This is a genomic window from Pirellulales bacterium (assembly GCA_036490175.1).
Classification (GTDB): domain Bacteria; phylum Planctomycetota; class Planctomycetia; order Pirellulales; family JACPPG01; genus JACPPG01.
On the sequence record DASXEJ010000228.1, the window covers coordinates 1 to 13,176 of the forward strand.

A 13,176-nucleotide genomic window follows, 5' to 3' on the forward strand; every position below is an offset into this window, starting at 1 on the left:
CGTGACGAAGGAGATCCCACTTATAACCAGGCGCGCATCGCGATGGGAGAGCGGCCCGTAACGTCCTTCGCCCAAATCACCTCCAACGTCCGGCTTCAGCAGGAGCTGAAGCAAGTTTATGGCAACGTCAATAACGTCGAGCTGTTCGTCGGATTGATGGCCGAAAATCACTTACCAGGTTCGTCACTTGGTCAGACCGAGCAAGCCATTCTCGCCAAGCAGTTCGAAGCCCTCCGCGACGGGGATCGCTTCTTCTACGAAAACGCCGATCCGAGCAGCCTGGTTAACCAGCTCAACAACACCACGCTGGCCCAGATCATCGAGCGGAACACCACGCTCACGAATCTGCAATCGAACGTGTTCCAGTTCTATAGCAACATCCAAGGAACCGTCGTCGCGACGTCGGCCACGACTACGCATCTGTTAGGTGGCGGAACGAACGGTGCCAACGGCCAGAATTCGTCCCCAATGGCCGGGGTAACCGTGGAGTTGATCTATAACGGTCAGGTCATCGACACGACCACGACCAATACGCGCGGCGTCTATCAGTTCCAGCAAGTCGGCGCGGGATCGTTTACGGTGCAAGTCGTAGCACCTGCGGGCAGCAAGCTTAGCAATGCGGCGACGCTCAGCGCCAATGTGAACATCACAAAGGGTCAGGACGGACCGTCTGATCCAGCCGTTGCCAACTTCAGGATGACCGGTGTAGTTACCACGCACTCGACTGCCCCCATAGGTCCGCAGCACCACAGCAACCCGCATGGGACGCCAGGCAACGTGCTCGGCGCATTACCCGTGGTGAGCGTTGCGACGGACGGCGCGACGAACTCCGCACTCGCACCGACGGTGGATGGCACGAGCGCGGTTGCGAACTCTTCGACCGGCGCCGTGGGTTTATCGGCCTTGGCCGTAGGCACTACAGCACCCCGGCTTGGTCCGGCCGTGGCGGCGGTCGACCAAGTTTTTGCCTCGCAGAATATCATCGACAACCTGCGAGACATCGGTTTATAAGCCTGGTATCGGTTGTCGGCCGAGCCGTCGGGCGGTTAATGATCGCCGCGACGGCCGGCTGGCCGCGTAATGGTACGGGTCTTTTCTCTGGCCCATCGCAGCCGTGCATGATTGCGCGGCGCGCCGTGCTTTGTTGACGGGCAAATTCCCAATGTCAGGCGGGCACAAAAGTCGCCCATGTGATATCGCAAATTTCTGAAAGTCCTTGCGGCCCATAGCCCTACGACGCAACCGCTGAAGCGCGACAGCACTTCGGCACACCGCTTGCTAATGGGGAGGTGGGCGTGCGATGCGTGACTCGCGGGTGAAGGGCCCTCACCCGCGAGTGACTTTTTTTCGCCCGCAAGCGTTTTCGGTTTCAACGATTGTGCAGCGGAAATTGCCGCAGCAAGAACGGAGTTTTTGGCACGCTGGTTGAAAACCCATTGCGTCGGCAAAGGCACGGATGTGTTTGCAGACGCCGAATTACAGATCTCGCGCAATCGGGATTTGTACGCGAATTGCGAATCGATTATCCGCACGGGATAACCGTCGGTCCAGAAGGATGCCCCAATGGCTTGGGTGAGCGCTCCGCCTAGCCCACCCAAGCCTGGGGCGTCTCTTTTCGATCGCCTCTCTTTCCTTGGCAACTCTCGCTGAGTTGCATTTACGGTCTGCCCACAATCTCGGGTGAGTAGGTTGCCCAGCGCATCCTACCGGCAGGGTTGTCGTGTGATAGACAGAATGCGTGATCGGCCGCATACCGATACGATGTTCCCACACCTTCATAGCGCCCTATGCGGCGCTATGTTTCGTCGCGGTGCGTGCCTTATCGGCGCTGTGGTCGCAACGTGGGACGCCGCTGTCGAGATAAAGAAGCCGGCCGATGAACCAGCCGAGTTTTGCCTTGGCACGCGACGATCTTCGAGTGCCAGAATTCAACGCACGGTCGCCTAAAGGATGCACGACGACCACCGCCCCCACTCCGGCCGCCCGCTCAACCGGCAGCAGCAGGCCTTGAGGGGCCGTGCTGTCGCGGCTACCATCAAACGCATCCCCTTGCCTCGCGGAGCCGCGCCAGCATGAAACTGATTATCGCCATTATCCAGCCCAGTCGGCTCGAAGCCGTCAAGGTTGCCTTGACCGAGGTCGAAGTTTTTCGTCTTACGGTAATGGACGTGCAGGGTTTCGGCCGCCAAAAAGGGCACACCGAGACATTCCGCGGACACGAGTTCTCTGTGAATCTGTTGCGCAAAGTGCAATTGCAAATCGCGGTGAATGAGGATTTCGTCGAGCCCACGATCCAAGCGATCATCAAGGGAGGCCGATCCGGTCCAGCCGGCGAAATCGGCGACGGCAAAATCTTTATCCTGCCTTTGGACGACTGCATTCGCATTCGCACTGGCGAGCGCGGTAACGAGGCGATCTAGGCGACTCGCGCGAACCGAGACTTACCTGCGAAGCTGAACGAACAAAGCCATTGCGGTATCAAGCTACCGATAAGGTGCCCACGAGGGACCGGCTGGCTCGCCGCCCGTATTGCTGGGCGATTCTCCGTTGCCCTCACCGACCGAGTCATCTTTCGATTCAACCGCTGCAGGCGGCGACGTGAGGGGCGGCGTGCTTTCCGGTGACGGTTCTTCGCGCGCGGGCAGCGGCGTCGTAGCGCGCTGCCAACCACTCGCTGAATTCATGCCGAGCCGAGGGCCCAGGTCACGTCGCGCAGGGCTCTCAACTTCCGTCCAGGCCGCGGCGGGATTGGCCTCTGCTGTTGGCTGCAGCGCGTATTCCGCCACAAATTGCTGCCCGTCTGCCGTCGTCAATCGAACAAACAGCAGCAGATTATCAACAGTTGGAGTTGCGTCCGGCCAGGTCAAGCGAAAGTGTAGACCACCTCCGGCCTCGGTTCCCTTGAAGTGCGTGGCCACCTCATCGGCGGAAAAATTCCAGCGCGCGAGCCGCGCCGCAGGGCCGGTCTGCGAAGGATCGAGCACCGCAATGGCGATATCGCCGGTGGCCTCGGTCAATCGGCTGGCCGTGTCGCGCGGTTCGATAACGACCTGCAACCCTCCGTCGGAAGACGTGTCGGATGGCGGCTTTCGCCAAACGGTCAGCTTGGGATTCACAACCAGCGAAGCGATCGGCTCGCGAGGGTCCCGGTTCACCAGTTTCGGTCGCGCAACTGCGCGGGGCGCGACAAGTTCGTTAGCCGGCGACTCCATCCCAGACGCGATCGACTCCTCCCCCTTCGCATCGTACACCGGTGCCTCATCGGCGGGCGCTTCGGATTCTGATTTTCCCAAGGTCCCATCCCGCACTTCGGCGCTCGGTGGACTGATCAGCGGTGGGCCGGCAAAGGGGGGCACCGATTCGCGTCGCAATCTCTTGCGGGCTTCGCCATCGGGAAGCTCGACGCGCGGCGGAGCATTCGTATCAGGACTGGACGCCGGTGATGACTCGTCGACCGCCGGGCGCAATGGTCCACGCCTCGGTGCCGCGGTCGGCGCAGCGCCTGCGTTCGCCTGGGCCGCTCGCTGGCACGCCTCGAGAGCGGACTTGGCGTCTTCCAGTTGCCATGTTACTTCGTCGAGTCTCTGCTCGAGCTGGAAGTTTTCCCGCTCCAGGTCCATGTTCGCGTTGCGCAGCTGGTGAAACTGGCAGCCACTGGCGCAGCACAACATGCCCAACGCGGCCGTGATATGCCATCGGTACATAGGCAGCCTCGCAAAGGGTTCCGTCGTGCCGGCACGCAGCGCCAGCATGCGGCGGTCGCCTTGCTCTATCGATTGATTAGAAATGCTCGCATTCGACGCGCGGACATGCATCGAGAGGCGCTGCGCAGTCGTCCGTAGGCAAAGATGCCTCGCGCTAAAGCCGCGCTAGGCTCTTTGCTCACGCGCTGGCAAACACCTGCGGATCACGTCCTTGTGATTTGCTAAGAATCCGTTTGCAATCGTCGCCCCGGCGGCCTTGGTGCGGGATGTGAAGCCGCCGGTTTTTCTCAAAAATCATCTCTCGTTCGGCCGCGATTTTTGGACCTCGGCCGTCGCGCGGCTGCTGACCTAAGTCGTGGCCGGCGTTGGCGCCATATGCTCGATTACCCGATCGATCAGGCAGTATTCCAGGGCCTCTTCGCTGGACATAAAACGGTCTCGATCGGTGTCCTTCTCGATCTTGTCCAAAGGATGGCCGGTGTGCTTGAGCAGGATGCTGTTGATCTTGGCCTTCACCTTCTGGAATTCCTTGGCGTGGATCATGATCTCTTCGGCCGTGCCTTCCATGCCTGCCAGCGGCTGGTGAATCATGATCCGCGAGTTCGGCAGTGCATTCCGTTTACCTGTGGCGCCGGCCGTGAGTAGCACGGCTGCCATCGAGGCGCATTGCCCGATGCAATAGGTGGCCACATCGCAAGTGATGAACTGCATCGTGTCGTAGATGGCCAGCCCGGCCGTGACGCTGCCGCCCGGCGAGTTCAAGTACAAGTGAATGTCGCTCTTGGCGTCCTCGGATTGCAGGAACAGCATCTGCGCGACGATCGAATTGGCAACTTCGTCGTTAATGCTCGATCCGAGGAAAATAATGCGGTCTTTCAAGAGCCGGCTATAGATATCCATCGCCCGCTCTTCGCGGCCGCTTTTCTCAATCACGTAAGGAATCAGTGGCATGGCAAAAACTCGCTGGCTGAATTGTTTCGACCACTATTTCGCGAGGCACGCATGGAAAGGGCAGCGATCAATCGGCCTTTTCTTCCTCGCCCAGGTCGCCTGGCGGCTTGGTAAGAATTTCATCCACGACGCCGTATTCTTTGGCCTGGCCGGCACTCATGTAAAAGTCGCGATCCGTATCCTTGGCAATCCGCTCGATCGGCTGGGCTGTATGACCAGCCAGGATCTTGTTGAGCACGTCACGCGTCTTGAGGATCTCTTGGGCCTGGATCTCGATGTCGGACACCTGGCCACCAACCTGGCCGTAGGGCTGATGAATCATGATCTTGGCGTTCGGCAAGGCGTAGCGCTTTCCCTTCGCGCCACCTGCCAATAACACCGCACCGCCACTGGCCGCCAGACCCACGCAATACGTGGCCACAGGACAGCTGAGGATCTGCATCGTGTCGTAGATCGCCAATGTGGCACTGACACTGCCGCCCGGCGAATTAATGTAGAAGTGAATTCCCTTGCGACGATTCTCGCTCTGCAAATACAGCAACTTCATCACGAGTTCGTTCGCGTTACCGTCGTGAATCTCGCCCTGTAAAAGGATGATCCGATTCTCGAGCAGCAAGTCGCCCAGCGTCATCTGCCGCTGCCGCTGATAGTCGCGGTAGCTGGCCACCGGGTCCAATGGTGAGTATGCGGAGTTGCGATTCATGAATGGTCCCTTTTTTCAGCCCGTGCGTACCCGTGTCGAGGAATTGTACGCATCGACTGTTGATGAGTCTTGCAACCGGTCGCCAGGCGACCGCCTTGGGTTTGGCGGCAGGACGGTTGCGACATGGCCGCCGTCCTGGCGCGCTGAGAGGATTTACTCAATTTGTCGCCTGTCGGATCGAGCTGCCGGGCCGCATCCTCCGGCCCACCGCGCTCGTCCACATCATCTTTACCGTCCGTGACTTCCGTGCCCCGCGACTGTATTTAGAACTACCGTGTTGAGCGCTGTCGTATAGAGCACTGCCGTGTTGAAATGCCACATCGCTGACATGAGTGACGACTAGCCGCGCTCTGGCGACTTGGGCAATGTTTCGGCTCCGCCAGAATGCTTGGCCTCGGGAATATCCGTCTCGCCTTCCTCGCCGCCCAGAGTCTGATCTACCGCTTCGGCGTCGGAGTGCTCTAGCTTGTAAGGCACCTCCTTGAACTTAGCGTGCGAAAGGATCAAGTCGATCGCCTTACGTTCGACGATCTGATTCCGCAACGTGTCCATCAGGCCGCGCTTCTCGAGTTGTGCCCGCGTGCGACGAGGGCTCTCGCCGGATTGCTGGGCAATCAACTCGATTTCCAGATCGTAGTCTTCGGGCCGATCTTCGATTTTTTCCGCTTCGGCGATCCGCTCAAGAATGAAATGCTCTTTCAGGGCGCGTGCAGTCGAGGCGCGACTATTCTGGCGCAACTCGTTCTCGTGAGCGCGAATTTCCGCTTCGCCAAAGCCGCTGCGTTGCAATTCGAGAACACTCCGCTCCAACTCTCGACCGGCCTGACGCCGTAACAGCTCAGGCGGCAAATCCCAGTCGGCAGCCACGGTCAGCGCCCCCAACACCTGCTGACGAGCCAACCGCTGCTGCTCGTACTGCAAGCGACGCTCGAGCTGCTCCTTGACGGCGACTCGCAATGCTTCCTCGGATTTGAAATCCCCCAGCTCCTCGAGCAACGCCGGCGTCAATTGCGGCAGTTCGAGTTGCTTGACTTCGAGCACTTCGAAGATCGCCTTCAGAGTCTTGCCGCGGAGTGCTTCGTTGGGGGCATCGGCCGAAAGCTTGGCCTCGCCCTCCCGTGTCTCACTCGCCTTCACACCCTTCATCAGCTTGTCAAAACGTTCGATTTTTCCGTCGCGGAAACTGAGCACCGGGCGTATGCGAATCGTCTCTTCCTTGGCGCTAGAGATGACTTCGCCCGCGGCGTCCTGGAAGGTCAGATTCACCGTCACGTAATCCCCGACGTGTGCGGCGCCTTCGTGTGGCACCAGGCGGCCGCGACGAGCCAGCATGTCCTGCAGTTGCTTGCTGACCTCGGCGTCGGTAAAATCGCGCACCGGCCGCTCGACCGTCAGCCCCTTCCACTCTGGCAAATCGAATTCGGGGCGCACCTCGATATCGAACTCAAAGGTCATCGGGCCTTCCTCGGGAATGGCCACGGCGACCGGATCGAAATCGGGTTCGCTGATCGGCGAGAGGCTGCCGTCCTCTGACACTTGCGTCATGCTGTCCATCAGCAGCGACATCTTGACCTGATCGCTGACGTCCTTGCGAAATCGGGCTTCGACGAGCTTGCGCGGCGCACGCCCGGCGCGAAATCCGGGAACCTCGGCCTTACCTACCAACTCCGAAAACGAATTGTCGAAATAGCGATCGATGTCCTCGCGCGAAACCGTCACCGTTACATGACGTTCGCAGGCGCTCTTCTTCGCGATCTGTACCGCAAGGCCAAGCTTTTCGACCGCTTCGGCACTGGGTGCCTCGGCTCCGCCGGCCGTGGCTTCTTCGAGTTCTTGATCCTTGCTGGCAGACATGACGCCTCGTCAATTTCTGAATGTCGCAGGATTGCCGACCGGCTGACCGGTCGCCAAAACCCTGCCTGAAACCATCGCTCTGGGGTGATCCGGGTAACCGCCAAAGAGAGCGGGTGATGGGATTCGAACCCACGACAACGACGTTGGCAACGTCGTGCTCTACCAACTGAGCTACACCCGCGCGAAACGCCCGCGCGCAGCGGCAACACCCCACCCACGACCCTTAAATCCTTATCGGACAAACGGATTATAGGTTGGACCGGAGACCGTGCAAGGGCAGTTGCACAACGCTCGGAGCACACAAGAGTTCGCGCGATTTACCGGCCGCAAAGTCCGTCGCCGCAGGCGGATAAAATCGTCAATTTCACTCGGCAGGGATCGCCATCGCTGGCGCCGCCAGCGATGGTGCGGCATCACGAATGTGCCCGGCGGGTACGATTCGTCGCCTAGGCTGCCTGAGAAATAGTTGCGGTGCGGTCTTTGTCCCTATATAGTAAGGGGTTGCGACGCAACGTTTGTCTCCCATGACGATCCGATACTCCCCGATTCAGCCGACTCCCTTGGAGCGAAAAGCTGGCATGAGACCGAAGTTGGTTTTGGTTGCGGGCAAGGCGGACAAGGCCGAGATCCGCTTGCGCTTGCCGACAATCGTCGGTCGCACCGGCGACGCCGGCCTGATGATCGCTCACAAAACGGTGAGCCGGCGGCATTGCGAGCTGTTCGAGCGGTACGGCATGTTGTATGTCCGCGATACCGGTTCGCGAAACGGCACGCTCGTCGACGACGCGCCCATTAAAGAGGCGATGGTCAAGCCGGGCCATACGCTGACCATTGGGCCGCTCACATTTCGCGCGGACTATGAACCTGCCGATTCCTTCATTCGTTCAGACGATGCCGATTCGCCCGATGATACCGACGCAGGCGTGACTGCAGACAGCACGAACGCGGCGGACAACGGAATGGGGGACGAAGCTACCGCGGATATCACGGCAACGAAAGTGACAGCGGCCGCGGCGATCGCACAGGCAGTGAATGTTTCCGAGACTCCACCATCTGGCGAGTTGGAGTTCGAGGATTTCGGCAGCGAGGATCTGGGCGAACTCGGCTTGCCGCCACTGGTCGATGCTGTCGCTGACGATCAGAACGGCCACATCGAGAAAGAGGCTCTGCTGGCGGACGCGGCGGAATCCGCGGACGATCTCATGGCGCTCGATGAAGACGAGTTCGCGATGGCGTTCGAGTCGGAGGAGTTGCCGGCCCCAACGGCTGAAGTTGCGGAAGCGGCTCCCGTACCCGACGCACTATCGGACATGGAATCGGACGACGACATACTGTCGTTTGATATGACGGATGAGCCCGCTGCCTTACCGGCAGAAGCCGATGCGGACTTGGCATCGTTGCTGGCGGATGATGACGCGGGATTTGAAGTCTCTGGCGCCGCCGAATCCGCCCCCCTGCTGGACGAGCCTGAGGACGAGCTCGGCTTCACCTTGGAAGATCTCGAGGATTCACCCCCTTTGCCCGCCGTTGAAGAAGCCGGTGAAAGTGAGGAAGAGGCAGGCGATATGCTATCGTTCGAGGTCGCCGAGCCCGCGCCCCCCACGAACCCCGCCAAGCAAACTGGCGGGGACAAGGGTGCCAAGGTCTCGTTGGAGGAAGAAAAATCATCGGGCGAAAACTCGGATATGTCGGGCTTCATGAAAGAGCTGGGCTTGTAAGTTGCGCTAGCAGCCGGGCTCGCCGTTTCGTTGTCATGAACCATGAGCTGTGACACGGTATTTGGCAGAGGGCGCAGGGTAGTCGCGGCGCACTTCGTGCCTCGTCACCTCTTCCGAACCTCGTCCGAGTACGCCGAATAGGCGTGTCGTCTTGGCTACAGATCGCACCCGGGTTGATTGTTGATTAATGTCTGTCAAACGATCATCGCGGTGTCGATCGTTCATGCGATTCTGTCGCCGAAGCGATTTCTGCGCGATCGCGGTCTGCCTGGCGTACGTCGCGACGCACGCATCGATCGCTTGTGCAGATCCTCCGTCGCAACCTGTTCCGGCGGCCGCCAAGACCGGCCGCACGTCCACCCGGGCGGCCAATCGGCTGGCCAAAGAGACCAGCCCTTACCTGTTGCTGCACGCGCACAATCCCGTGGATTGGTATCCGTGGGGCGAAGAGGCGCTAGCCAAGGCCCGTGCTGAAAAGAAATTGATCTTCCTTTCCATCGGATATTCAAGTTGCTATTGGTGCCACGTGATGGAGCGTGAATCGTTTCTCGACGACGAAGTGGCAACGGCACTCAACAAGAACTTTGTGTGCATCAAAGTGGATCGCGAAGAGCGCCCCGACATCGATCACATCTACATGACCGCCTTGGGGGTGATGGGACGACACGGCGGGTGGCCTTTGACGATGATTCTAACGCCCGATGCGCAGCCGATCTTCGGCGGCACTTATTTTCCTCCACGCGATAAAGACGTCGAACTGCCTGCTACAGAGACCGCGCCGCAGGGCACCAAGCAGCGCGTCACCGGGTTGCTATCGCTACTGAGGCTGGTATCGGACTCGTGGGCCAAAAACCCGCAAGAACTCAGCGACTACGCCGCTCAGGTCGCCACGGCCGTAAAGCGTAGTTTGCGCCAGCGGGTGGCCGTGGCTGCTGAGCCTGCGGCCGACGTGCCGGCGAAAACCATGGCGGCGATCGCGGAGCAATTCGATGGTGAATACGGCGGCTTTGGCTTTAGCGAATCAAACCCGCGGCGTCCCAAATTTCCCGAGCCATCGAACTTGTTGTTCCTATTCGATCGGGCCGAGCGCTCCAACGACGAATCCGCGCGGCGCATGTTCACCTTGACCATTGAGCACATGGCTCGCGGCGGAATTCGCGATCATCTCGGCGGCGGCTTTCACCGCTACAGCACCGATCGATATTGGCGAATCCCGCATTTCGAAAAGATGCTCTACGACAATGCCCAACTGGCCAGCGTATATGCCGCGGCGGCCCGCCAGAGCGGGCGAGCGGACTTCCGCCGCGTGACCGAAGAGTTGCTGGCGTTCATTAGCCGCGAACTCACGTCACCCGAAGGCGCATTCTTCTCCGCGCTCGACGCCGAGACTGACGCCGACGAGGGACAGTTCTACGTCTGGACGCGAGATGAGCTGAAAGAAACGCTAAGCGATGATGACTTCCGCTTCTTTGGCCTGGCTTACAGCACGGTCGGCGAACCGAACTTTGAGGGTCGATACGTCATCGAGCAGATTCGCCCGATACAGGATGTGGCGGTAGCGTCGGGCCTGGCCGTCGAGACTGCTGAAAATCGGCTCACTACGCTGCGCGAGAAACTGCTGGCGAAGCGCGCCGCGCGTCCCCGCCCGTTAACAGATACCAAGATCCTCACCGGTTGGAATGGCCAGATGATCCGCGGCTTCGCCGACGCGGGCCGACTGCTGACCAAGCCTGAGCACCTGCAAAAGGCCTCCAGAGCCGCCGACTTCGTTCTGAAGAATTTGCGGACGCCGGAGGGACGCCTGCAAAGATCCTATGCCGGTGGGCAGGCCCATTTGAACGCCTATCTCGACGACTACGCCTTTTTAGTCGATGGGCTGCTAGCCTTGCACGAGGCGACGGGCGAAGTCCGTTGGTTGAGTGCGGCGGACGACCTGACCAAGATGCAGATCAAGCTGTTCTGGGATGCAGAACAGGGCGGCTTCTTTTTTACTTCCGACGATCACGAGCAGTTGCTCGCCCGCAGCAAGGATCCGGTCGATTCCGCCCAGCCGTCGGGCAATGCCGTGACCGCCAGCAATCTCGTCTATTTGGGGCGCGCCGTGGAACGACCTAAGTACTTGGATCGTGCCGAGAAAACGATCAACGCTTTCGCGGCAATGCTGAACGATTCTCCCGCGGCCATGCCGCGCATGGTACTTGCGTCGTCGGCGCTCAGCGACGCACGCTCTGCCGCGCACGCCACCGGCAAACCGGCTGCGCCACAACCAAACGGCGCACCAAAGTAATACCAGCCCGAGCGATCGGCCGCGTCCGATCCAGTTCTAGAACACGATCTCGCTGCGGACAAAGAAGCCGTCGAAGCCGAGAATGTTCGAGTTGTTCAAGTTGGGTGTGGCGCCGATATTGCCGGTCTCTTGCAATCCCAGATCCCAGAAATTCATCAGCATCCAGCCGCCCGAGACAGCCATCCGTGGCAACAGCCACCAGGTGGCGCCCAGTTCTATCTCGGCCACGGGGATGATTCGCGAGTTCCGGTCAACCAACACAGTGGTTTGCGGAATGCTCACGTCACTCACCGTGCTGATGACATTCTGATAGACGTTGCCCACCATCAACGAGCCCGAGCCTCGGGCATAGACACTGATGCGACCGCGATCGCCAAAATACTTGCGTCCCTGTAAACCCATGCGCGGCCCGAAGCCGGCAAATTTGTTCGAGGCGCTGGATTGCGAGAGAAAACCAGTGCCCGACGCCGCATCCGTTACCGTCGAACTGATGTTGTGATTGATATAGGCAGCGCGCAGGCCCGCGAACCAGCGCAGGTCCCACGGATGGCAACGCGGCCCGCAGCGATCGTTGCAGGCTCCCATGAAGTAGAAGGGTCGGACAAAGTCCAGATCCCACACATTCACGCCCAGGTTGAAGTGCGTCGCCACCGAGTCTCCCGGATTGGGCGTGGTGTTGCACAAGAAGTCGCAAAACTGCGTGTTCGCCGTGGCCGTACCGCCCAGACTGTCGGTGCCATTGTAGTTCAGATACGTAAACCGAATTTCGTCACCGCAGGCGCAATTGCGAAAGCCCAAATAGGCGCGAAATGCTCCCTGGTAGCCGGGATTGAAATTGATCAAGTTCTCGGTTTTGGTCGTCGCGTTGCCATTCTGCGTGGTGATCGTCTCGGTCATGCCGGTGGCCTGGCTGAAGTGCGATCGCAGCATCAGCCCCTCCGCGCCGGCGATCATGGCCCACTTCCGGCCTGGCAGCGAGTACGGCGCAAATTCTTCATCACCATTGAACATTGACCCGCCCATGCCACCATCGTCAGCAAAGACCGAAGGACCATCTCCGTAGTCCATCGGCTCGGGCGTGGGCACCATTTCGCCGTCCATGTCTCCGGCAACGCTGGACTCCATAGCTCCCAGCCCGACCAGCGAGCTTCCGCCATGGCGCGATGATGGCTGGACGTCCGAACTCGAATCATCCAGGAATGCCCCTTGAGGCATCACTTCGTATCGTCGCGGCGCAAAGTTCCGCGGCCCGGCGGGCTCGCTACCGGTTACGAACCAGCCGCCTCCCTTGCGCGTGACGCGGGCCGGGTGATATCCGGAGTCGGCTTCATTGATGGGCGGTCCCCCCTCAGATGCAACCTCCTGAGGATCATGAATGACTTGTGCCGAGGACCTGCTGGGCGTGCCATTGGCGCGCGCCATCCTGGCTGGCGTGCCAGGGGGCGCGGCGGAGACCGTTGGCCCCGAACTGACAATTCTTCGGCCGGCCATCTGCGGCGCCGGCTGATAGCCGGGTTGCGGGCCATTGAATAATGCCTCGGGAGGCGCTCCACCGTAGCGCGGTTGATTGAAATTACGCGGGCCTGCCGGCTCGCTACCTCTAATGTGCCAGGGTCCTCCCTTGCGCGGTACACGCGCGGGATGGTAACCGGCATCAGCACTGTCAAACGGCGGCGGTGTCTCGAACGACTCGAATTGTGGGTCGACGCTGACCTCAGGCGTGGCTTTGCTCGGGGCGCCTTTTGCTGGCGCCGCAGACGGCGACTCGTCGGCGGCAGATACCTGCACGACGTTCGCATCCAGTTTAGGCAACGGTTTAGTCTTGGCCCCAAAAAACGTCTTCGAGGTAGCGCTCGAGTCTTCGACCGAGGCCTTGGCGTGCGTCCCCGGCGCGGATTGTGACTTCGACGGGACCGGGCCAGGTCCCTTCGGGATTACGAGAAACGGCTCGTCGGCGGA

10 protein-coding genes and 1 tRNA gene are annotated in these 13,176 nt (G+C 60.1%); 5 read left to right on the forward strand and 6 right to left on the reverse strand.

Going from position 1 to position 13,176, the window contains the following annotated elements:
• Together VGG64_16620 and VGG64_16625 are read left to right on the forward strand one after the other, a co-directional pair.
• Positions 1-1,011 (forward strand): peroxidase family protein (locus VGG64_16620; protein ID HEY1601228.1); only part of this gene is annotated, 1,011 nt, incomplete at its 5' end.
• A 1,061-nt stretch (positions 1,012-2,072) separates the two neighbouring features.
• Positions 2,073-2,420 (forward strand): P-II family nitrogen regulator, encoded by a 348-nt coding sequence (locus VGG64_16625; protein ID HEY1601229.1) that lies wholly within the window; start codon positions 2,073-2,075, stop codon positions 2,418-2,420.
• 63 nt (positions 2,421-2,483) lie between these two features.
• On the opposite strand, the gene VGG64_16630 is transcribed toward VGG64_16625, so the two are convergent.
• The 3 genes from VGG64_16630 to VGG64_16640 all read right to left on the reverse strand — a co-directional run bounded on the left by VGG64_16630 (position 2,484) and on the right by VGG64_16640 (position 5,358).
• Positions 2,484-3,704, reverse strand: coding sequence for a hypothetical protein (locus tag VGG64_16630; protein HEY1601230.1), 1,221 nt, complete (start codon positions 3,702-3,704; stop codon positions 2,484-2,486).
• 348 nt (positions 3,705-4,052) lie between these two features.
• Entirely contained in the window at positions 4,053-4,655 is a 603-nt protein-coding gene (locus VGG64_16635; GenBank protein HEY1601231.1) for an ATP-dependent Clp protease proteolytic subunit, read from the reverse strand.
• A 67-nt stretch (positions 4,656-4,722) separates the two neighbouring features.
• Positions 4,723-5,358 carry an ATP-dependent Clp protease proteolytic subunit gene (locus tag VGG64_16640; protein HEY1601232.1) on the reverse strand — a complete coding sequence of 212 codons (636 nt, stop codon included), beginning with the start codon at positions 5,356-5,358 and terminating at the stop codon, positions 4,723-4,725.
• Positions 5,359-5,420: 62 nt separating this feature from the next.
• On the opposite strand from VGG64_16640, the gene VGG64_16645 reads away from it, so the two are divergent.
• A complete protein-coding gene (locus tag VGG64_16645) occupies positions 5,421-5,639 on the forward strand; it encodes a hypothetical protein (GenBank protein HEY1601233.1) in 219 nt (72 codons plus the stop codon).
• Positions 5,640-5,697: 58 nt separating this feature from the next.
• On the opposite strand, the gene tig is transcribed toward VGG64_16645, so the two are convergent.
• Together tig and VGG64_16655 are read right to left on the reverse strand one after the other, a co-directional pair.
• Entirely contained in the window at positions 5,698-7,212 is a 1,515-nt protein-coding gene (gene tig / locus VGG64_16650; GenBank protein HEY1601234.1) for a trigger factor, read from the reverse strand.
• A gap of 108 nt (positions 7,213-7,320) precedes the next feature.
• A tRNA-Gly gene (locus VGG64_16655) sits at positions 7,321-7,393 on the reverse strand.
• Between the two features lie 397 nt (positions 7,394-7,790).
• Here VGG64_16655 and VGG64_16660 point away from each other — a divergent pair.
• Both VGG64_16660 and VGG64_16665 read left to right on the forward strand, forming a co-directional pair.
• Complete coding sequence (locus VGG64_16660; GenBank protein ID HEY1601235.1) at positions 7,791-8,930, forward strand: FHA domain-containing protein; 1,140 nt, start codon at positions 7,791-7,793, stop codon at positions 8,928-8,930.
• A gap of 223 nt (positions 8,931-9,153) precedes the next feature.
• A complete protein-coding gene (locus VGG64_16665; protein HEY1601236.1) occupies positions 9,154-11,217 on the forward strand; it encodes a thioredoxin domain-containing protein in 2,064 nt (687 codons plus the stop codon).
• 36 nt (positions 11,218-11,253) lie between these two features.
• On the opposite strand, the gene VGG64_16670 is transcribed toward VGG64_16665, so the two are convergent.
• Positions 11,254-13,176, reverse strand: a 1,923-nt coding sequence (locus VGG64_16670; GenBank protein HEY1601237.1) for an Lpg1974 family pore-forming outer membrane protein, incomplete at its 5' end; no start/stop codon positions are given.

Bases quoted from the DNA above. Each gene is read 5' to 3' on its own strand.
- VGG64_16640 (HEY1601232.1), bottom strand. From the start codon at position 5,358: ATGAATCGCAACTCCGCATACTCACCATTGGACCCGGTGGCCAGCTAC.
- VGG64_16665 (HEY1601236.1), top strand. From the start codon at position 9,154: ATGCGATTCTGTCGCCGAAGCGATTTCTGCGCGATCGCGGTCTGCCTG.
- VGG64_16635 (HEY1601231.1), bottom strand. From the start codon at position 4,655: ATGCCACTGATTCCTTACGTGATTGAGAAAAGCGGCCGCGAAGAGCGG.
- VGG64_16660 (HEY1601235.1), top strand. From the start codon at position 7,791: ATGAGACCGAAGTTGGTTTTGGTTGCGGGCAAGGCGGACAAGGCCGAG.
- VGG64_16630 (HEY1601230.1), bottom strand. From the start codon at position 3,704: ATGTACCGATGGCATATCACGGCCGCGTTGGGCATGTTGTGCTGCGCC.
- VGG64_16625 (HEY1601229.1), top strand. From the start codon at position 2,073: ATGAAACTGATTATCGCCATTATCCAGCCCAGTCGGCTCGAAGCCGTC.
- VGG64_16645 (HEY1601233.1), top strand. From the start codon at position 5,421: ATGAGTCTTGCAACCGGTCGCCAGGCGACCGCCTTGGGTTTGGCGGCA.
- tig (HEY1601234.1), bottom strand. From the start codon at position 7,212: ATGTCTGCCAGCAAGGATCAAGAACTCGAAGAAGCCACGGCCGGCGGA.